This window comes from Butyricicoccus faecihominis (assembly GCF_024462775.1).
Classification (GTDB): Bacteria; Bacillota; Clostridia; order Oscillospirales; family Butyricicoccaceae; genus Agathobaculum; species Agathobaculum faecihominis_A.
Genome location: NZ_JANGCE010000006.1, coordinates 42,394 through 63,114, shown reverse-complemented (window position 1 = coordinate 63,114; position 20,721 = coordinate 42,394). Strand labels below are relative to the sequence as shown.

Below are 20,721 nucleotides of genomic sequence, written 5' to 3'. Positions count from 1 at the left end.
CTCACTCCTTTTTCAGCTTTTCCATAAAGGTATCCGTGCTCACGCCGGCCGGGCGGTTGAAGCGGCCCATTTCGTAAAGGCAATCCGGGTCCCGCGTCACGGTGTTCACCCGTTCCTCGCAGCCCAGCGTGCACTGAAAGCCCATATCCTTTAGGACCTTCTCGCTCTCGTCCGAACACGCGCCAAAGGGATAGGTATAGCAGGTCGGTTCGGGCAGTCCGGCCTCGATCAGCAGTTGCTGGGTCGCCTCGGTATCCTGCCGCAGAAAGCTGGCGTAACCCACCTGATCCTCGCCGCGGCGGCGCAAACAGCCGCGCCGCTCGCCGTATTCGTGCAAATTCCAAGAGTGGTTCTGCACCTCAAACACATCGTCCATCTCACCGAGGTGCGTCAGCTTCAGATGGGACCAATAGGCGTTTTCCTGTCCGTTCTCCGTATACAGCGCGGTCTGGCTGCCGATGATCGAAACCACCGCGCGCATGCCGCGCTCCTGCAACAGCGGATAGGCATAGACATAGTTGTTATAATACCCATCGTCAAAGGTGATCATGACCGGCTTGTCGGGCAGCGGCGTTCCCTCCCCCACATAGGCGAGCAGATCGTTCACAGTGATGGTCTCATAGCCCTCTTTTTTCAAATAGTCCAGATCGGACGCCAGCGCATCCGGATGCAGCACATATTTGCCCTGCCGCGCGCCGTCCTTTAATATACTGTGATACATCAGGATCGGCAGGCGCACCCCATCCGCTTCTCCAAACGCCATTTGCGCGCGGCCATCCCACAGTCTGCCCGCGCCGATCAGCCCGCACAGAATAAGCACCGCGCATATCGCTTGCGTGATTACGCGCCGATAACCGAGTTCCAAAACAATACCCCCTTGGAAATACATCCTCTGCCAAAGGATATGCCATGGCCGCGCGGTTTTATGACTGGCTGACAAACCCCGCGCTTGTGGCAAGGCGCGTTTTCGTTTATAATGATCATAATAGGATATTGGAAAGGCGGGTGCTTCTATGCCTCCGGTCAATTTGCTGGCCAAGCCCAGCTCCTCCGCGTGCAACATGCGGTGCAAGTACTGCTTTTATCACGCGATCGCCAGCGCGAGAGACACCGCGTTTGAAGGCATGCTGTCGGACGAAGCGCTCGAGCACCTGATCCAAAGCGGTATGGCATATGCCGACGGCTTGTGTTCCTTTGCGTTTCAAGGCGGCGAACCCACGCTTGCCGGTCTGCCATTTTATCAAAAGGCGGTCAAGCTTCAAAAAAAGTATGCAAGGCCAGGGCTTGCCGTTTCCAACGCTTTGCAGACTAACGGATTGGCGATCGACGAGGAATGGGTGAAATTCCTGCATGACGAGCATTTTCTTGTCGGCCTTTCGCTGGACGGCCCGGCGGAAATCCACGACCGCAACCGTATCGACGCGGAGGGCAAGGGCACATGGAGCCGCGTCATGCGCGCCGCCCGGCTGCTCAAGCAGCACGGGGTGGATTATAATGTGCTTTGCGTCGTCACCGGCGGCAACGCGCGGGCGATCGAAAAAATCTACCGTTTTTATCGCAAGCAAGGCTTTCGGTACTTACAGTTTATTCCCTGCTTGGAGCCGCTCGAGCGGGAGCGCGGCAGCGAACCCTACCATCTATCCGTCAAGGAGTACGGTCATTTCCTGATCCGTATTTTTGATCTGTGGTACGCCGATCTGCTGCGCGGCGACTATGTCAGCATCCGCCATTTGGATAACTGGCTGCTGCTCGCGCTGGGCGAAGCGCCCGAGGTATGCACCATGTGCGGCAAGTGCAGCATCCAATTCGTGGTGGAGGGCGACGGCGGCGTTTATCCGTGCGATTTCTATGTATATGACGAGTGGCGGCTGGGCACGCTGGGCGAGCGTCCGCTGGCCGAGCTCGCCGCCTGTGAAACGGCCCGGCGTTTTCTTAACGCGTCCCACCCCATTCCAGAACAGTGCCGTGCATGCCGCTGGGGCGCGCTTTGCCGCAACGGCTGCCGCCGGGACCGTGTCGCGCCGGCCGATGGCGGCGCGCCGCTAAATTTTTACTGCGACGCCATACGCGCCTTTTTCTCCGCCCGTGAAACCGAATTTATGGACGCGGCCCGCCGCGTGCTTGCCCAGCGCGCCGCGAACGCCCCGCGTTAAGCGTGCGAAAACCCGCAAAGCCCCGGCGGACCGTTTGGTCCGCCGGGGCTTTGCCCGAATAGAAAGAAAAAGAAGAAGAAGAGGTAAGCTTAACAGGGTAAGAAACCTTCGGCCCACGTTTTTTGCGCGGGCGGATAGTGGTCGACCATGTATTGCAGGCGCTGCCGCGCCTCGTCGACCGGCGCGCGATACGCGGGGTCCGCGATACGGTTTATCGTTTCGTCCGGGTCGAGCAGCAGATCGTAAAACTCTTCGGCAGGCGCTTCGCCCAGCCGGTAACCCAGATACTTGATATATTTGCTTCCATGGGTGGTAATACACTGCCACGCGTTTGAGCGGCCGCGCCCGCCTCGGCTGCGCATCACCGCTTCAGCCGTCACGCCGGGCGCGCGTTCCTCGGTAAAATCACATTCGGAAAAAGCGAACGCGCGCACCGCGTTTGTTTCACCGCGCAAAACCGGCAGCAGCGAGCGGCTCGGGATGATATCGTTATAGGCGGGCCAGCTTCGGCTGAGCGCCTGTGTGGGCGCAAGGCCCGCGTAGTCGAGCATCGTCGCCGCGAGATCGCTCAGCTCCACCGGCGCTGTGTTCTCGCCCATAGGCGCTGCGCCCGGCAAGCGGATCGCCAGCGGGACGTTCAGCGCTTGCCTCCACGGCACGCCCTTTTGCAGCATGAAGTGGTCGCCCAGCATATCGCCGTGGTCCGAGGTAAACAGGAGGAGCGTATCCTCCAGCATATCCCGCTCCTCCAATATGGCCAGCAGCATACCGATCTGATCGTCGATCAGCCGGAGCATCGCCCGCGCCGCGCGGCGCTGTCTCCACAGCGCTTCCTTCTGCGCGCCGGTCAGCGACTGCCCATCGGGCAGAAGAAAATCGTCCTCCCGCTGTATGGGAAATAGGTCGAGGTACCGCTGCGGCGCTTCGTAGGGCTTATGCGGCCCGCAAAAGGACGCCTTCATAAAAAACGGTTTGGCTGGGTCGTGCTCGCGCAGCCGCTCGGCCGCGACGCGGCCGGTCACCACGTCCACATAATCCGCTTCCTCAAACGCCCAAGGCAGCGCCTTGTCGTAATTGTGGTCGGCGGTATCGCCGTTGGCGCCGCCGCACGCGGTCATAAAATCGCGCACCGCGTCCAATAAGCCCTTATCATCCAAGTATTTGGCATAGTGGTCATAGCATTTATCCAGCTGCTGCTTGCCGCCCGTTTCCCATACAAAGTCATACCCGTACGCCTTCATCTGTTCCCGCATCGCATAAAGCGGCATGCCCATGCCGCGCGGCGTGTTCCACGGGTGCGTTTGCGTATAGTGGAATTTTCCGATCCCATACGTCACATAGCCCGCCTTTTGCAGCGCCTGCATCACCGTGGGGATCTGGGGGAACAGATCGCCCGACATGGTCAGCGTGCCGATCTGACGGCTGTACCGCCCGGTAATCAGCGAAGTGCGCGCGGGCGTGCAGATCGGGTTTACCGTCTGGCAGCCGGAGAACCAGCCGCCCTCGCGCGCAATCCGGTCGAGGTTCGGCATGACTGCTTTGCCGCCCGGCGCATAACCGACGTAGTCCGCGCGCTGCTGGTCGGTCATCAGCAGCAAAATGTTTTTCGGCATCGTTACAGCCCCAGCCGTTCATATTGTTCGGGCGGCGCGTCGTGCGCGGCCAGACAGGCGCGCAGCTTTTGCGCCATTTCAGCCTCCAGCGACGCGTCCTTGACGGGACGTTCCTGCGCATAATCCGCTTCGATATCGAACAATAGCGTTTGCTCATTATACGGCGAGCGGCCGACAAATTCCTGCGAAGCGTTGCCCCAATGGATGATATCCGCCGGGAAACGGTAGACCGGGTAATCCGTCCATGATAAGAAACGCCCCATTTCGATCCTGCCGTAATCCGCAACCTGAACCGCGTCGTTCGCGCCGTAGGTCTGCCGCAGCACGGTCGGCATGGCGGTGTATACGTATAGGGGCTGATTTTGCTTATCCTTTGCGGCGCGGAAATAGGTATATTTTCCGTCCGTCCACGCGACCTGCTTGCCGAAATAGCCGTACAGCGCGCCGTCCCGCACGGCTTCGGCCTGTCGACGCAGCAGCGGCAGCAAGCTGCGGCCATGCAGCGGGTATTGCAGCGTCTGCCCTGAAATGCCGAAGTACTCCATCACCGTGGGCATCACGTCGATATTTTGCGTCACCGCGCCGCACCGGCCGGGCGACACGCCCGGCGCCGCGATCAGCAGCGGGATGTGAAACACCTCGTTATAGGGCGCCATATAGTTTTTGGCCATGAAGCCGTGCTCGCCCAAATGATAGCCGTGATCGGTTGTCAGCACGACCATGGTGTCCTTCCACAGATCGTGCCGGTCGAGCACGTCGAGTATCTCACCGAGGTGCCGGTCGGTCATCGTGGTCAGCGCCTTGCAGCGGCGGCGCAAATGCGCGGTCTCCTCCGGCGTGAACTCATTGGGCGCATAGGAGGGGTGCGTGTAGTCCGGCCCATCATAGTCCCCCTCCTTCTCGTACAGATCCAGATAATATTTCGGGCAATCGTATGGCTCGTGCGGGTCGAACGCTTCTACCCATAGGAAAAAGTTATCCGCCCCATGGTTGTCCTCCAGCCATTCGGCGGCGTGCCACATGGTTTTAACACTCGGATAATCATACTCGGTGCGGAAGCGGGAGCGGTTTTCGCGCTCCGCCTCCGACCACGTGCCCTTGAAACCCGCGGGCGGCGTATCCGGCCGGATGCCGCTTTCACACGGGCGCGTCCAAACAGGGTCGCCCTCCTGCCCGCGGTTGACCTCCCACGCGGTAAAGCCCTTGGTATAGTTCTCGCCGCCGGGAATGACGTAATGCGCATGGTCGGAAAACATTTGGGTGTGTATGTTCTTTTCCGCGCTCAGCACGCTTTGCAGCGACTGATCGAACGGCTCCATTGCGCCCCAAGGCTTTTCCAGAAAATTCAGCCGCCCTGTCATGATGTCGCGGCGGGCGGGCATGCAAGGCGCGGAGCCGCACCAGTGGCTGTCAAACACGACCGACCGGCGGGCCAGCCGGTCGATATTGGGCGTCATGGCCGGATCGTCCCCGCCGTAGGCCGAAAGCATGCGGCGGTTGAGCGTATCGCAGAGAATAAAGATCGTTTTCACGCGGCTTCCTCCTTTGTTACCACCATTTGATCAGATCGGTCACATGTTCGCGCAGCTCGACAAAGTCCTGCGCCATCACGTCGCGCGGCAGAGGCAGCGGATTTTGTATCACGGTCTTGATCGAGGTCGGCTTATTGGTCAGCACCATGATATTCTGGCCAAGGTAAACGGCTTCCTCAATATTATGCGTGATAAACAAAACCGTCGTCCCCGTGCGCTCCCACAGTTTTAAAAGCTCGTCCTCCAAACGGAACCGCAGGTCGATATCCAGCTGGCCGTACGGCTCGTCCATCAGGAGCAGCTCAGGGCGCGTGGCAAAGGCGCGCGCGATCACCACGCGTTGCAGCATGGAGACCGAGATTTGACCCGGATAGTAGTCCTGAAATTTGGTCAGGCCGACGATGTCGAGCATCTCCATCGCGCTCTCCTCGGCTTCCTTTGCGGGCACCTTCTTGATTTTCAGCCCCCACATGACGTTCTCCTTGACCGTCAGCCAAGGATAGGCCGAATACTCTTGGAATATGTACGAAATATTCTGCGTTTTGGGATCGACCGGAATGCCGTTCACCAGAATCTCACCGGCGGTCGGCACATACAGCTTGGTCAGGGTGTTCAAAAAGGTGGTCTTGCCGCAGCCCGTCGGGCCGACGATACACAGAAACTCGCCCTCCCGCACCTCAAAATTCAGGTTGTCCAGCACAAGGAGGTCGCCGAATTTCTTGGTCAGGCCGATCACCTTGACCTTTGCTTCTTTTTTCTCTTGCATTTCGTCCCCTCCTTCTTACAGCGTATGGTCGACCACGTCGTTAATCTCACGCCGCAGGCGCAAAAACGCCGGGTCGGTATAGCTGCGCGGACGCGGCAGGTCGATCTCATACGCCGCCTTCACGCCGGTCGGGCAGTTGCGCAGCACCAGAATACGGTCGGCCAGATAAACTGCCTCTTCAATATTGTTCGTCACAAAGATGACCGTGCGCTTTTCCTGCTGCCAAATGCGGGTCAGCTCCTCTTGCATCAGGTAGCGCGTCTGCGCGTCCAGATGGCCGAAGGGCTCGTCCATCAGCATCACAAGCGGCTCGTTGCAATAAGCGCGCGCGATGCCGACGCGCTGCTTCATGCCGCCGGACAGCTTGATCGGATAAGCGTTTTCAAAGCCCTGCAAGCCGACCAGATCGATATAGTGCTGCGCGCGGCGGCGGCGCTCCTCCTTGCGCACGCCGCGCATACGCGGGCCGTATTCCACATTGCCCATGACCTTGAGCCATGGAAACAGCGCCGTTGTTTGAAATACCATGCCGCGTTCCGGGCCGGGCTTTGTCACCTTTTCGCCGTTTACCGTAATCTGCCCCTCCGTCACCTGTTCAAAACCGGCGATGGTGTTCAGAATGGTCGACTTGCCGCACTGTCCGGGTCCGAACAGCACGAGAAATTCGTTTTCACGCACCTGAATATCCAGATCTTCGATGACCTTGAATACGCCTTCCGGCGTGTCAAACTGCTTGCTCACATGGTCGCAGTGGATCAAAATGTTCTGTTCCATTTACTGTCCCCTCTCATTCCAGGCGCAAAGCCGGGCTTCCAGCTGCCGCATGATCGATACCAGCACCAGACCGGTCAGCGCGATGGCCACGATGCCGACCAGCACCTGCGGCATGTTGCTGGTCTCCTGTCCGCTGATGATGAGCCAGCCCACGCCTTCCGAGGAGCGGATCATTTCAGCCGCGACGATGGTGGCCCAGCTGCTGCCGATGGCCACCTGAAGACCGGCGAAAATATACGGCACGGTGGAGGGCATGACGATCGTAGTGAACAGCTGCCGGTCCTTTGCGCCCAGCATCTTGGCCGCGCGCACGATGGTTTCATCGACCGAGCGCACGCCCGAATAAGTATTAATGGTAATGGTCGGAAAGCAGGCCAGAAAGATCAGAAAATACTTGCTCATCTCCGCAAAGCCGAACCACGCGATCGACAGCGGGATCCACGCGATCGGCGGGATGGGCCGTATCAGCTCGATATAGGGCTTTACGATCGCTTCGAGCGGCTTGTACCAGCCCATAATAACGCCCAGCAGTATCCCCGCCGCGCAGGCCACCAGATACGGCAGCAGCATGCGGCGAAGGCTGGTCAGAATATGAAAGACCATGGTCTTGGTACCGATCGGCTCGACAAAGGAGGCGAAAAACTTTTGCAGCACCGTCACCGGGTCGGGCAGGATCTTGCCCAGCTCGGTGCCGTTCGTCGCCAAGAACCAAATCAGGCCGAACAGCAGCAGGCCGCCCGCGCCATAGGCTACCTTGCGGCCGTTTTTATTCCAGAATGCCGTCATATCAGTATTTTCCTCCCTTCAGCACGCGCTTTTCGATCAACGTGATCACGCCGGTCAGCGCCGCGCCGGTCAGGCCGATCACAATCATGCCGACGATCACGATATCCAGCCGGTAAATGCCGCGCGCCTGCTGAATCATATAACCGATGCCCTTGGTCGAAGCGAGCAGCTCCGCCGCGACCAGCGTCGTCCAAGCCGAGCCAAGGGCGATCTTGCAGCCGGTCATGATCATGGGCAGCGCCGAGGGGATGGCGATCTGTGTCAGCAGCTCCCAGTTGGACGCGCCGAAGGTCTGGCCGACCCACAGGTGCACCTCCTTGGTCTGCTTGATGCCGGAATAGCTGTTGATGACCGTGGCGACCATGGCGGAGATAAAAATAACCAGCGCCTTGCTCAGCAGGCCGATGCCGGCGAGCGATACCATGACAGGGATCCAAGCGACGCCCGGCACCGTCCGGACCAGATCGAACACCGGCCGCACCGTCATTTCAATGCGGGGATACCACGCCATGATAATGCCCAGCGGAATGCCGAGGATCACGCCCAGCCCATAGCCCGACAGCGCTACCTTCAGGCTGGACAGCAGGTGCACGAACAGGGTGCCGCCCTCCGGGTTGGGATCGTACAGTTTTTTGATAAAGGTGCGGACGATGGTGTCCGGCGAAGGCAGGATGTTCGATCTGACCAGTCCCAATCCGGCCGTGACCAGCCACCACGCAAAGATACCCGCCGCAATGGAAAGAATGCTGAGCAGCAGATACCGATTGTTTTTCCACTTTCCGGTTTTCATACTTTTCCTCCGTTTCAAGCTTTGCCTGCCGGTATGACAGAATGATAAAAGGGGCCCATTTTCATGGGCCCCCTTTTTTGCCGTAAGCCCGGGGCAAATGGATTCTATTTAACCTGCGGTTTTTACCTCGATATCCAACGCGTCCTTGATCAGGCTGCCGTCGATCGCGTTTTTGACATTGTCCACCTGCGATTCCTCGATCGTACCGATGGAAGCAAAGAACTCGCCGGTGCCTACCATGCCGTATCCCAGCACGTAATCATCCGCCTGCATGTAGCTGGGCGTAACATAGGTGCGGGAAGCGATCTCCTGATCCAGCGCCTCTTCCGAGGTTGTCTTGCCGTTGTCGTTATAGAAATTGTAAGCAAATTCCTTGCGCACATCCGGATTGCTCTGCAGCTCTTCCGCCGCCTTGTACATGCCCTTTAGGAACAGCACGACATCCGCGCGGCGCTCCTCCAGCACGTCGTACCGCGCCAGAATACCGTTGAGGAATTCGCCGCCGGTCGCATCCTGATAGCTGGCTACCTTTTTCATGCCCGCCTTTTCCATCTGCTCGACAAAGGAAAAATCTGAAACGCCGATCATATCGCCCTCGCCCGCAAGAAAAGCCTGCGCGGCGGCCGAGTTGTCCATGTTCAGGAATTCATAATCCTTGCCCGCGGTCAGGCCGAACTGATTCATGTAAGCCGCCGCCATGTGCTGCTGGATGGTGCTGGTCGGCCCTAAGATCTGCTGGCCCTTCAAGGTATCGGCGCTGCCGTACATATCGGGGTGCTCGGCGATTTCGCCCTGATGCGCAAACACCGCGTTGTCCGGCCGCGCGAACAGCCACGTGCTGTCGCCGATCGTATCGGTCTCACCGACCCATGCGCACAGACCGGAGGCCATGGAGAACACCGAAGCCAGCCCGTTGGACGCGATATCGAGCTGCTCCGCCGCGAGCCCTTCATTTTCCGGAGAGCCGTTCGGGAAGATCACCAGCTCCACATCGAGCCCCAAATCGTCAAAATATCCTTTTTCTTTGGCGTAAACGGTAGGCAACGAAATGATGGAGGACTGAACGCCCACCACCAGCGGCTTACTGCTGGCGCCGCCCGCGCCCGCGGTATCCCCGGAAGGCGCATCAGCGCTGTCCCCACAGCCGGATAAAACGCCCATCATCATCGCGGAAGCCATCATGACGCTGAGCAGCCGCTTTCCCATATTCTTTTTCATCGTGTCACTGCCTTTCTTTCTCTTGATACTTCTTCTTAGTCCCCGGCGGGTCCGTTCGCCGCAAGGGGGTTCCCGATGCTGTCATTATGCCGGATTTCTGAACGGTCCGCCCCAGAAAATCTTGACCTGTTTTTTCAACCTGTTGACTTCCGATCATGCCTCTCCGTCAACTTCTCCAATAAAGAAAGCAAAAGCATGGTCATATTGCACACAATACGGCCATGCTTTTGCTCAGTGCTTGCGACTTTCCGCCGGTGTGCCGCCAAACTGCTTTTTATATACCGATGTAAAATAGCTGACGTTGGGAATGCCGACCTGTTCGGCGATTTCGCTGACGCGCAGCTTTGTCGTCCGCAAAAGCCGCTGCGCCTCTTGCATGCGCAGCGTGAGCAGGTATTCGGAAAAGTTTACGCCCACCTCTTTTTTAAAACGGCGGCTGAAATACTCCGTATTGAGAAAAGCCGCCTTGGCCGCGTCTTGCAGCGTGATATTGTATCGAAAGTGCTGCCGGATATAGCTTAGGGCCGATTCGATGTTTTCCGAATACCGCCTGTCGTTTTGCTCCAGCTTTTCCGCGAACTCGCCGAACATCTGCTGTAATTCCTCCAGATGCGCCGCGCCGACGATTTTAGCCAGCAGCACGGTCGTCGCCTGCGCGCTCTCCGCCGCCATTTCCGCGATAAAGCACAGCACCCGTTTCAGCCGTTCGGCGGGCACCTGCCGCTCGCACGCAAAAGCGAATAAACCTTCCGTCTGTTCGCGAAAGCTTGTCCAATCCCGCCCGGCCAACGCGTTGATCGCATTGTTGCGGAATACGAACATTTGCTTGAGCGCCGTTTCATTATCAATGGGATTTTGGGGCGGTTCCACGGTCCCTCGGTAAAAATCACGCGATAGGTTGCGCCTTGCATCGAGCAAGGCGCGTTTGAGTCCGGTCTCGTCATGATAGATGCCGCTGGCCCCCACCGGCTCCTCTGCGCAGGCGCGCAGCGCCGCGCAAAATTCAGCGAGCCGCCGCTGTTGTTCGCTGCCGCTCATGCCCCGCGCCAGATCGGCCAGCACAAAGATATCGCCGTCCTCGAGCGGCAGCGTCCATTGCCAGCGAATCCACGGAAAACGCATTTTGGCCAGACCGTCCAGCATGGATTTATTGTAACGGAACAGGCAAACAAAATAATCGCCCAGTTTATAGCTGAGCAGATAGGCGCGCACGGTTTCACGATCCAGCAGATCGACGGCCGGATCGCTCAGCGCCTGATCCAGATACCGCCCGAACGACAGCCGCCGCGTCACGATCTGTTCCGGATGTTCGCGCAGCCGCTTTTCCGCGACCCGTTCCAGCAGGGCGCGCATGGTATCGGGTTCTATCTCGCTTTTTAAAATATAATCGGCGGCGCCCTGCTGCATGGCGCTGCGGGCAAACGCAAAATCATCGTGGCAGGTCAGCATGACCACATCGGTCTGTGGCCAACGCGCGCGGATCTGTGCCAAAAGCTCCAGCCCGTCCATGCGCGGCATGGTGATATCGGTGAGCACCAGATCGGCCGCCTGCTGCTCCAGCAGCCGCAGCGCGGCTGCCCCGGACGACGCGCTGACCACCGCTTCGCACGCCGCGCCTGATTCGCGGATGCAGTACGCAATATAGTCTTTGATCGGCAATTCATCGTCGACGATCAGAATTTTCACGGTTTATCCTCCTCCCGCACGATCACGATGCGAACGGTCGTGCCTTTACCCTCCTCGCTTTCGATATCGATATGCGAACGTTCGCCAAACACATATTTGACCCGGCTGAGCACGTTTTTCAGGCCGATGCTGTTGATCGACCGCCGGCGGCCTTCCTCCGGTTCCCAAATATGCCGGAGCTGGCCGGGCGGCATGCCGCCGCCGTTATCCTCCACGGAAAGCACGATGTTGCCCCCAGAGCGGCAGGCGGTAAGCACGATCGCCCCCTCCGTCTCATCCAGCACGGCCAGCCCGTGAAAGATGGCGTTCTCGATCAGCGGCTGCAGGATCAGCGGCGGAATCATGAACTGTTCCAGACCTTCTTCAATATAGGCCGAACAGTGGAATTCCCGCCCATAGCGGCATTCCATCAGCGTGAGATAGCGGCGCACATATTCGATCTCATCATGCAGGCTGTGTCCATGCAGATCGGCCTTGATGGGAATATTCAGCATATCCATAAACGCGGAGAGCATTTCCAGCGCCCGCGCTCTTTGCCCCGTAACGATCAATCCCTTCACGTTCATCAGCGTATTGCGCAAAAAATGCGGGTTGATCTGCGCCTGCAAAAAGGCAAATTCAATGCGGCGCTTTTCATCCTCCTCCGCCTTGATGCTGCCGATTAGGTTGCGGATGCGTGTCAGCATCGCGTTATAGCCCGTGCTCAGCACCTCGACCTCGCGGTATTGGCGCTGCACCGGCATCAAGGCGAACTGGTCGCCTCGGATCAGCGCCATATGCCTTGCGCATTCGATCAGCGGGCGCGAAATCCGCCGGATTGACCAATAGCTTTGCAGAATGGAAAGTAGAAAGGCCGCCATAACGACAAGCAGCGTGATCAGAATGATCCGGCTGTATGAAAGAAAAAACTCGCCGACCGGCTGTTCTTCCACAAAGATCCAACCGCTGTCCGGGTCGCGGTAGCTCGACACCATCAGCGCCCGCCCGGCTTTTTTGGTCAGCGTATACGAGCCAAGCTTATATTGCCTTGTGAACGCTTCCACCGTGTACAGCCACACGCCGATCATACTTGAGTTGGAATGGCTGATGACGATCCCGTTTTCATCCAGTATGTAAATCGTGCTGCCGCCATCCAGCAGCTTTTGATAGGTGCGGAACAGCGACGACGGCGACGAGCCCAGCAGGATTACGCCGATCGGCGCGCCCTGCCCATCATACAGCGTGTGCGCGTAGCACAGGCTGTAGCTGTCCAGATTCTTCGCATCCTGCACGCGCAGGTTCCAAGAGGTCACGCTTTCTCCGCTGAAATGCTTGATATACCAGTAGGATTGCATCATGCTTTTCAGCCATGCGTCGGAATGCGCGTACGAGGAGTACACCCGTTTATCGTTGAGCACCACGTCGATCGTGTAATCGCAGCCAAAGGTGGCGGCCTGCTTCTGTATTTCGCCAAGCAGATCGTTCACCTCGTTCTCGGGCAGATCCGCCGGTGCTGACCGGAATACAAAATAAGGCTCGATTTCCTCATAGATATGGCTCATGACACGGATCATGGTGCGGCGGTTACTGATATTGATCTCGCTGATCTGCTGCAACAGATCGACCCGCGCGTTGCCGCGTTCCTCCAACACGAAGCGGAAGGTCAAGACCAGCACCAGACACAACGCGCCCAGCAAAATCAGAATATTGTACACAAAGACACGTCGAAATATCAGTATCTTCATTTTGGGCGGTTTTCTGTTGTCACGCTCGGCCGCCAATCCCATATCTGCTACGCTCCCATAATTCGTCAATTCTCGCGCTTCATTTTTTTCATTCTACCATCCTATCATCACGAATGCAACTTGAATAAATAACTGCGTTAAAAAAACAAAATATTGATAATAAATCACAAATCAACAACATTCTCCGTCGTTTATTCCCGATATAATGAGTAAAAATCCTTGCCTGTTCGGCGGGTTCTGGGAAAGAGGACGGATATAGTGACGGTGTATTTTCTCATCGCGATTTGCGCGACCACGGTCGGCGCGCTGACCGGCATGGGTGGCGGCGTGATCATCAAGCCCGCGCTCGATCTGCTTGGCGGCTATAACGCGGCGACGATCGGTGTGTTATCCTCCATCACCGTGTTTGCGATGTCGATCGTATCCATCGCCAAGCAGCTACGCCAGAAAACGCCGGTGCCGGGCGCTATCGCGTTGCCGCTAGCAATCGGTTCGGTGATCGGCGGCACGGTGGGCGAGCGCATCCTCAAAGCGCTGATCACCCTGCTGGGGGACAACCACGCGGTCGTGGTCACGCAAAACATTTGCCTGAGTATTTTGATCGGCGTGGTTTTTCTCTATATGCTGCACAAAAACAATCTGCCCACCTTACAGGTAAGCGGACTTCTGCCCTCCTCGCTCGTCGGGGTGCTGCTTGGTTTTTTCTCCTCTTTTCTCGGCATAGGCGGCGGACCGATCAACGTGGCGCTGCTCATTTTTCTTTTTTCCCTCAGCACCAAAACGGCTACCGTATGCTCGATCATCACGATCCTGTTTGCGCAAATTTCCAAGCTCGCCACCGTTTTGTTGACAACTGGCTTTGCTCCCTTCGATCTGAGCATGCTGCCCGTTATGGTTGCGGGCGCGGTCGCGGGCGGATGGCTGGGCGCGCGGCTGAATAAACAGCTTTCCGAAAAGACTGTGGAGCGTGCGTTCAACGCCGTACAACTGCTCGTTTTGGCGGCTTGCCTATGCAACATCGTACGCAATCTGTAACCGGTCCGTTTTCCGCATGCAAAATGCCCCTTTCGGAAAATCCGAAAGGGGCATTTTGATCTGCTTTTTAAACTTGTACCTTGTATTCTTCGATCGCGGTTTTAATTTCCTGTTTTTCGGCTTTTTTGCCGTACTGGTCCACCTTCACGCGGCTTTTCGGTTCGTGGTTTAGGCTGCACGCGCCGCCGACGCAGCCGCCGACGCAGGCCATGCCCTCGATAAAGTTCTTATCCAGCTTGCCGGCCTTGGCCTTTAATAGCGCCAGCTTGCATTCCTCGATACCGTTGCACACCTCGGCCTTAACATCGAAATCCAGCTTCTTTTCCTTGACCGCTTGCAGCACGGCCTCGGTCAGGCCGCCCGAGCGGCCAAAGATGCGGCCCCAAGGGGAAGCGTCCGCCAGCGGGGTTTCATCGAGCTGGTTCAGTTCGATCTCGCGCGCGTCCAGCATGGCTTGCAGTTCCTCAAAGGTGAGCACGCAGTCGATCCACAGGTCGACCGTCGGCTTCTGGCGTTCGGCCTTTTTGGCCGTGCACGGGCCGATAAAGATGGTCTTGACCGGCATTTCGCCGTTGATCTTCACATAGCGGCCGATCTCGGCCATGGGCGATAGGTTATGCGAGATCTTGTCGCTCATCTCGGGCACCTGCTTTTGTATGTAAGAAACAAACGCAGGGCAGCAGCTCGAAGTTAAAAAGCCCTTTTCAGCCAGCTCGTCGGTCTCCTTATCGGCAACCATGTCGGCACCCATGGCGGCTTCCACGACATAGTCGATGCCAAGCGCCTGAATCCCGGTTACCACCTGACCGAGACTGCAATCCTCAAACTGCGCGGCCAGCGCGGGCGCGACGATCGCGACCGTGCGATAGTTTTCACCGTCGCGCGCGTTGCGGATGATGTTGATCGCATCGACCATAAAGGATTTATCCATAATCGCGCCAAACGGGCACTGATAGACGCACGCGCCGCACGCGATACACTTATCGATATTAATCTCGGCTTTTTTCTCCTCGTTCATGCGGATCGCGCCGACCTTGCACGAGCGTTCGCACGGGCGCACATGCTCGGTGATCGCGCCATAGGGACAGACCTTGGCGCATCTGCCGCATTCAATGCACATATCAGGATCGATAATGGCCTTGCCGCTTTTGGATTTGGTAATGGCATGCTTGGGACAGTTTTTAATGCAGCGCTGCGAAATACAGCCGCGGCACGATTCGCTGACCTGATAGCGCTCGACCGGGCATTCGTCGCACGCGATCGGGATGACCTCGACCACGTTCGGGTTGCGGCGGTCGCCGCCCATCGCCAAACGCACGCGCTCCTGCGCGATCGCGCGCTCCTTGTAGATACAGCAGCGCATGGTCGCCTTGGGGCCGGGCGAAATGATCTTGGGAATCTCGTAGTAGCTCTCCATCAGGTTGCCGTCGTACGCACGGCCGGCGACCTCTTTGAGCACGCGGTATTTCAAAAATTGTACATCGGTTTCAAAATTACGCACAGTAGTGTTCCTCCAGTCCCGATATCCTTATATCCTTATATCCTTGGGCCTTATCTTTTGTATTTCTCCATGCCTTCGCGGTATAGGTTGCCGCCCATGCAGTCCTGCGAAACGATGGCGCTGAAATTTTCCACCGTGAGCCGTTTGACCGACTCGCAGCCCAGCTCGTCATAGGCGATCACTTCCACGTTTTTGATGCTGGCCGCCTTAGCGGCGCCCGCGCCGCCGATCGCGACCATATACACCGCGCCGCATCGCGCCATGGCTTCTTCCACGGCCTTGCTTCTCACGCCCTTGCCGATCATGCAGGCAAGCCCCGCGTCCAGAAGGCGCGGCGCGAACGGGTCCATGCGGCCCGAGGTCGTCGGCCCGATCGAGCCGATCACCTGACCGGGTTTTGCCGGTGTGGGACCGGCGTAGTATATGGCCGCGCCGTTTAGATCAAAGGGCAGCTTTTCGCCCGCGTCCATCGCGGCGACGATCTTTTTATGCGCGGCGTCGCGCGCGGTGTACACGATGCCCGTCAGGCTGACCGTGTCGCCCGCCCGCAGACGGGGAGCCATATCTTTTAGCTGGTCGGTATGTAAATCGTAATGCGCCATGGTTATCCCTCCGTTTTGGGCTTGATGCCGCTGAGCATATCGCGAACAATACGGTTTTTCGGCTCCGCCGGCAGAACGGATTTGCTCAGCGTACCGCTGATGCGGTCGATCTCGCCGAGCACCTCGCCCGCCTTGCGCACCATCTCGGCGGATTCCGCCTGACTGCGCGAAAGCACAACCTTATAGTTTTCCTTCGCCGTGTCGAGCTGGCGCTTGACCGTTTCGATCATTTCCATCGATTGGCGGCGCAGCTTGGCCAGCTCGTTTTTTGCGTCCTCTTCAATCTGCTTGGCGCGCCGGTAAGCGGACAGCTCCATTTCGGCGATTTTGTCCTTGGAGGCCGCGTATTCCCCGCACTTTTCCGAAAGCCGGGCGTTTTCCTCGGTCAGGCGGTCGTTATCCTCCGCAAGGGAGGCGGCGCGGGCGCTCTGCGCTTCGATTTCCGCCGTTTGCAGGGTGAAACCGCTTTCGATCTCGTCGAGCTTCAGGCGAATCTTGTCGGTGTCGAGCGTCATTTCGCCAAGGCGCTCCAACAGCTCCGCGTTTTTCGCGATCAGCTGATCGTTCTGCTCGCGCAGTTCGGCAAGCGCTGTTTGCGATTCGGTCAGCGCGCGCTGCAAGCTGTCCGTCTGCTCGTGGTATTGCCGGTCCATCTCTTCTATGTAGTGCAGCACATCCTCGCGGCGAAAACCGCCGAACGCAGCGCTGCGAAAGCCCTTTGCCTGTTCGTCCATTCCGTATATCCTCCATCGCCACGCGGGCGCGCTTCTGTCTATGTTAATAGTATAACAAAGTCCTTCCCGAATAGCAATACCAAAGAGAGAGTTGGCAAACTTTATCGCGCGTTTTCGCAGCCCCCCAAAATGCGTCCTTTCTTCCTATTAAAATAAAACGCGTTTTTCGCGCCGCGATCACGGTCACGCCCTTGCATTTGACGGTAAACTGTGCTAAAATAATGTTTATCTTGCTAAATGGAGAAAGAATATCATGCTTGAACTCAAGGATTTTGAAGCCGCCGCGGACCGTCTGAAAAATGTGATCCACGACGTTCCCCTGTCCACCTCCTCCACTTTTTCCGGTATGACCGGGGCCGAGGTGTACCTGAAATACGAAAACCAGCAGAAGACCGGTTCCTTCAAGGTGCGCGGCGCGTACAATAAAATCATGAAGCGCTACCGCGAGGGCGGGCTGAACGCGGTCGTCGCCTCCTCGGCGGGCAACCATGCGCAGGGGGTGGCTTTCGCGGCCTCGTCCGTCGGCGTCAAGTCGACCATCGTCATGCCCCGCTCCACGCCGATCGCCAAGGTCTCGGCAACCGAAGGCTACGGCGCTGAAGTCGTTCTGGCGGGCAATATTTACGACGAAGCTTATGCGCGCGCCTGCGAAATCTGCGAAGAGACCGGCGCGGAGTTCATCCATCCCTTTGACGACGAGGACGTGATGGCTGGTCAGGGCACCATTGCGCTTGAAATTCTGCGTGATCTGCCGTTTGTCGATATGATTTTCGTACCGGTCGGCGGCGGCGGCCTGATTTCCGGCATCGCCACCTGCGCCAAGCAGATCAACCCCCGCATCCAAATCATCGGCGTGCAGGCCGAGGGCGCGCCCGCCATGGCAAATTCCTTCCGCACGGGCGATCTGACCCCGTCGGATTCCGTGCGCACCATCGCGGACGGCATCGCGGTCAAAACGCCGGGCGAGACCACCTTTGAATATGTAAAAAAATATGTGGACCGCATCGTCACCGTGTCGGACGCGGAGATATCCTCCACCGTGCTGCTGCTGCTTGAGCGCACCAAGCAGGTGGTGGAAACCTCTGGCGCAGCGTCGCTCGCCGCCGTGCTGAACGGCAAGGTCGATATCAAGGGCAAAAAGGTCGTATGCGTGCTTTCGGGCGGCAATATCGATGTGTCCTTTATCCACAAGATCGTGGAAAAGGGCCTTGTTACCCGTTGCCGCCATCTCAAGTTCTCCACCATCATGCCGGACGCGCCCGGCGCTTTGGAGCGCTTTGCCCATCTGGTGGCCGACCAAAACGCCAACATCATCCTGTTCCAGCATGACCGCGTGCAGGCCGATCTGGACATCGGCGAGGCCATCATTCAGGTCGTGTGCGAGGTCGGCGGCGTGGAGCACGGCAAGCGCCTGATCGACAATCTCACCCGCGAGGGCTATCAGATCTTTACCACACAGGTATAAACACAAAAAACTGCTGCAAACTTTGCAGCAGTTTTTTTGCGTTTTATTCTACCGGTACGGTCTTATCGGCGGCGTTGTCGTCCGTCGCGTTGTTCACACTGTTCGTGTCGTTGTTCGGATCGTTGGTTCCGGTCAGCGCGTCGCCGGCCTCGTCCAGACCATCCTTAATGTCGTTGCCGGCATTTTCAGCCGCGTTGCCCGCGTCGTTCATGCCTTCGTCCACAGGGTTGTTGTCCGTGTTCCCCTCAGTCGTACCGTTGGTTGTTCCGTTATTGTTTGCATCGTTGGCTTCGTTTTTCTGATCGTTCGCCGTGTTTCCGCAGCCGGTCAGCAGCAGGGTAAACACCGCGAGCATAGCAATCAGCGTTTTCATTGCAGTTCCCTCCTTGCGTGTTTGCCGATAGTATGGCGAGGGAAGCGAAACATTATACGAAAAATTTGATTTTTTTTAAATGCGTCAGCGCCGCCGCGCAGGTAAGCCCGGTGACCAGTCCGAGCGGCACCGCCATCACGAGCAGGAACGGCAGGTAGGCGATCACGGCGTTTGTGCCCATCCAGAATACCGCCGCGATCATTTGGCCCACGTTGTGCGCCGCCGCGCCCGCCACGCTGACCCCGAGCAGCGAGCAGAACCGCCCCTCCGCTTGAAGCAGCGCCCACATGACAAGGAGAGACAGCAGACCGCCAGACAGGGAAAACAAAAAGCCGGTCACGCTGCCCATGAGCAGCGAGGATAACCCAACCCGGCAAACCAAAATGGCGAACGCTTCGCGCGGACGCAGCCGTGTCAGCGCGAAAAGCGTGACCACATTGGCAAGACCCAGCTTGACCCCGGGCACCGGAATGACCGCATCCAGCGGGAACAGGCGTTCCGCAAGGGAAAGCACGATCGCGAGCGCGGTGAGCAGGCCGCACAGCGTCAGTTTTTTTATCTTCATGCGCGCCCCCTTATGATACGATCGCGTCCACTTCGTTTTTTTCGCCCACCAGCTTTAGGACAACGCGGTTGGGCAGGCACACCGCGGCCTGCCCCGCGCGGGAAAGCGTGCCGGTGCGCACGCACACCTGATCGCGGCAGTCCGCCCCGGCCATGCGCGCGGTCAGTCCGTCGAGTACAATGGTATTGTGCCCGTCCAGATCGATGGTCTCTCGGGTATCCGGCGTGAGCGCGACGCGCTGCGTCAGTTCGCCGTCTTTCCAAATTTCGGCGTAGAGCCGGTCGCCCGCCGCCTGCATGGCCAGAAAAACCGCGAGCGCCGCCGCAGCAAGCAGCACGGCGGCGATGATGACAAAGTCGCCCCACCTCATTTTACTGCGCATAGGTATAGCCCTTGTCTTCTCCGTCAAAGGTAAAGGTGCACGCCTTTGCCACCGCGGGCGTGGTGTAGACCCGCTTGTCCGATGTGATGAACACCGCCGCGACGCCGTTCGCCTCACAAAAAGCCATGCCGTCCTCCAGCCCCATCACGAACAGGGCGGTCGTGAACGCATCCGCCCGGGTCGAATTTTCATCGATCACGGTCACGCCGCGCAGTCCGCTTTCCGCCGGGTATCCGGTGCGCGGGTCGAAGATGTGGTGATACCGCTTGCCGTCCTGCTCGAAATAACGTTCATAATCGCCCGAGGTAACGACTGATCGGTCCTCCACCGCCACGGTCGCGATATATTCCACGTTGTTATCCGGGTCGGCTATGCCGATCCGCCACGGCTTGCCGTTATTCGATCCGACCGCGTAGATATTGCCGCCCAGCATCAGCAGACCGGACGCATCCGCTTCCCGCAAAATGGCGGCGCATTCATCCGCCGCGATGCCCTTGGCGATACCGCCAAGGTCGAGCTGCGCGCCGCCCGCCAGCGAAACAAAGCCGCTGTTTTGATCGACTACAATGTTGGCCGCGCCAACGGTCAAAAGCGCCTCGTCTATCTCGCTTTGCGCGGGCACGCGGGGTTCGTCCGTGCCGATGCCCCATAGATCGGTCAACCGGGCGGTCGTGGGATCGAACAGACCGTTTGTTTGTTCCGAAAGCGCCTTGGCCGTTTGAATATAGCCGCCCTCATCAACCATGCCGGTGCCTGACGGGGCGTGGTTGATCAAATAGACCGCGCTCGCCTTTGCGTTGTTTTCCCCGCTGCGTGTGCGGGACAGCAGGCCTTCCAGCTCGTTTACCCGCCGTTCGCACTGCCGGGCGGCGTCTTGCCCCGTCTCCCCCAGCACGGTGACCGACATGAAGGTATCCATCGCGAAAAAGTCCGTCGAATATTCCTTGGGCGCGCACCCACAAAGCAGTAAAAGCGGCAAAACGGCCGCTGCAAGTCGTTTCATATAGTATCTCCCGGTCTGA

Annotated in this window: 20 protein-coding genes; 3 read left to right on the top strand and 17 right to left on the bottom strand. The window is 58.1% G+C overall.

The features are described from left to right. Position 1: 1 nt before the first annotated feature. Positions 2-865, bottom strand: a complete 864-nt coding sequence (locus NE562_RS05260; protein ID WP_280961352.1) for a polysaccharide deacetylase family protein — start codon at positions 863-865, stop codon at positions 2-4. A gap of 148 nt (positions 866-1,013) precedes the next feature. Here NE562_RS05260 and NE562_RS05255 point away from each other — a divergent pair, with 148 nt between their 5' ends. Continuing rightward, a complete protein-coding gene (locus NE562_RS05255; protein ID WP_280961351.1) occupies positions 1,014-2,153 on the top strand; it encodes an anaerobic sulfatase maturase in 1,140 nt (379 codons plus the stop codon). An 89-nt stretch (positions 2,154-2,242) separates the two neighbouring features. On the opposite strand, the gene NE562_RS05250 is transcribed toward NE562_RS05255, so the two are convergent. The 9 genes from NE562_RS05250 to NE562_RS05210 all read right to left on the bottom strand — a co-directional run bounded on the left by NE562_RS05250 (position 2,243) and on the right by NE562_RS05210 (position 13,042). Next, a complete protein-coding gene (locus NE562_RS05250; RefSeq protein WP_280961350.1) occupies positions 2,243-3,766 on the bottom strand; it encodes a sulfatase in 1,524 nt (507 codons plus the stop codon). Positions 3,767-3,768: 2 nt separating this feature from the next. Beyond that, on the bottom strand, positions 3,769-5,298 hold the full coding sequence (locus NE562_RS05245) for a sulfatase (RefSeq protein ID WP_280961349.1): 1,530 nt from the start codon (positions 5,296-5,298) through the stop codon (positions 3,769-3,771). 16 nt (positions 5,299-5,314) lie between these two features. Continuing rightward, entirely contained in the window at positions 5,315-6,064 is a 750-nt protein-coding gene (locus tag NE562_RS05240; protein WP_280961348.1) for an ABC transporter ATP-binding protein, read from the bottom strand. A gap of 15 nt (positions 6,065-6,079) precedes the next feature. Beyond that, positions 6,080-6,838 carry an ABC transporter ATP-binding protein gene (locus NE562_RS05235; protein ID WP_280961347.1) on the bottom strand — a complete coding sequence of 253 codons (759 nt, stop codon included), beginning with the start codon at positions 6,836-6,838 and terminating at the stop codon, positions 6,080-6,082. Continuing rightward, on the bottom strand, positions 6,839-7,624 hold the full coding sequence (locus NE562_RS05230; RefSeq protein ID WP_280961346.1) for an ABC transporter permease: 786 nt from the start codon (positions 7,622-7,624) through the stop codon (positions 6,839-6,841). Position 7,625: 1 nt separating this feature from the next. Further along, the gene (locus tag NE562_RS05225; RefSeq protein ID WP_280961345.1) at positions 7,626-8,414 is read right to left on the bottom strand and encodes an ABC transporter permease; all 789 of its coding nucleotides are present in this window, start codon (positions 8,412-8,414) and stop codon (positions 7,626-7,628) included. A gap of 108 nt (positions 8,415-8,522) precedes the next feature. Further along, a complete protein-coding gene (locus NE562_RS05220) occupies positions 8,523-9,632 on the bottom strand; it encodes an ABC transporter substrate-binding protein (protein WP_280961344.1) in 1,110 nt (369 codons plus the stop codon). A 231-nt stretch (positions 9,633-9,863) separates the two neighbouring features. Beyond that, positions 9,864-11,318, bottom strand: coding sequence for a response regulator transcription factor (locus tag NE562_RS05215; RefSeq protein WP_280961343.1), 1,455 nt, complete (start codon positions 11,316-11,318; stop codon positions 9,864-9,866). Then, positions 11,315-13,042: a sensor histidine kinase gene (locus tag NE562_RS05210; protein WP_280961342.1), complete on the bottom strand. Its 1,728-nt coding sequence runs from the start codon at positions 13,040-13,042 to the stop codon at positions 11,315-11,317. Before NE562_RS05210 ends, NE562_RS05215 begins: the two co-directional genes overlap by 4 nt. Positions 13,043-13,300: 258 nt before the next feature. Here NE562_RS05210 and NE562_RS05205 point away from each other — a divergent pair, with 258 nt between their 5' ends. Then, a complete protein-coding gene (locus tag NE562_RS05205; protein ID WP_280961341.1) occupies positions 13,301-14,077 on the top strand; it encodes a sulfite exporter TauE/SafE family protein in 777 nt (258 codons plus the stop codon). Between the two features lie 67 nt (positions 14,078-14,144). Here NE562_RS05205 and NE562_RS05200 read toward each other — a convergent pair whose 3' ends face one another. The 3 genes from NE562_RS05200 to NE562_RS05190 are packed head-to-tail and all read right to left on the bottom strand — an operon-like array spanning position 14,145 to position 16,914. Next, positions 14,145-15,578: a 4Fe-4S dicluster domain-containing protein gene (locus NE562_RS05200; protein WP_280961340.1), complete on the bottom strand. Its 1,434-nt coding sequence runs from the start codon at positions 15,576-15,578 to the stop codon at positions 14,145-14,147. 50 nt (positions 15,579-15,628) lie between these two features. After that, positions 15,629-16,180, bottom strand: a complete 552-nt coding sequence (locus NE562_RS05195) for a FumA C-terminus/TtdB family hydratase beta subunit (protein WP_280961339.1) — start codon at positions 16,178-16,180, stop codon at positions 15,629-15,631. A gap of 2 nt (positions 16,181-16,182) precedes the next feature. Next, positions 16,183-16,914 (bottom strand): hypothetical protein, encoded by a 732-nt coding sequence (locus tag NE562_RS05190; protein ID WP_280961338.1) that lies wholly within the window; start codon positions 16,912-16,914, stop codon positions 16,183-16,185. 253 nt (positions 16,915-17,167) lie between these two features. Here NE562_RS05190 and ilvA point away from each other — a divergent pair, with 253 nt between their 5' ends. Beyond that, positions 17,168-18,379: a threonine ammonia-lyase gene (gene ilvA / locus NE562_RS05185; protein ID WP_280961337.1), complete on the top strand. Its 1,212-nt coding sequence runs from the start codon at positions 17,168-17,170 to the stop codon at positions 18,377-18,379. A 43-nt stretch (positions 18,380-18,422) separates the two neighbouring features. On the opposite strand, the gene NE562_RS05180 is transcribed toward ilvA, so the two are convergent. The 4 genes from NE562_RS05180 to NE562_RS05165 are packed head-to-tail and all read right to left on the bottom strand — an operon-like array spanning position 18,423 to position 20,702. Beyond that, positions 18,423-18,752, bottom strand: coding sequence for a hypothetical protein (locus NE562_RS05180; RefSeq protein ID WP_280961336.1), 330 nt, complete (start codon positions 18,750-18,752; stop codon positions 18,423-18,425). A gap of 52 nt (positions 18,753-18,804) precedes the next feature. Next, positions 18,805-19,317, bottom strand: a complete 513-nt coding sequence (locus NE562_RS05175; protein ID WP_280961335.1) for a Gx transporter family protein — start codon at positions 19,315-19,317, stop codon at positions 18,805-18,807. Positions 19,318-19,327: 10 nt separating this feature from the next. Further along, entirely contained in the window at positions 19,328-19,687 is a 360-nt protein-coding gene (locus NE562_RS05170; RefSeq protein WP_280961334.1) for a NusG domain II-containing protein, read from the bottom strand. A 1-nt stretch (position 19,688) separates the two neighbouring features. Then, entirely contained in the window at positions 19,689-20,702 is a 1,014-nt protein-coding gene (locus NE562_RS05165; protein WP_280961333.1) for an FAD:protein FMN transferase, read from the bottom strand. Between the last annotated feature and the right edge of the window lie 19 nt (positions 20,703-20,721).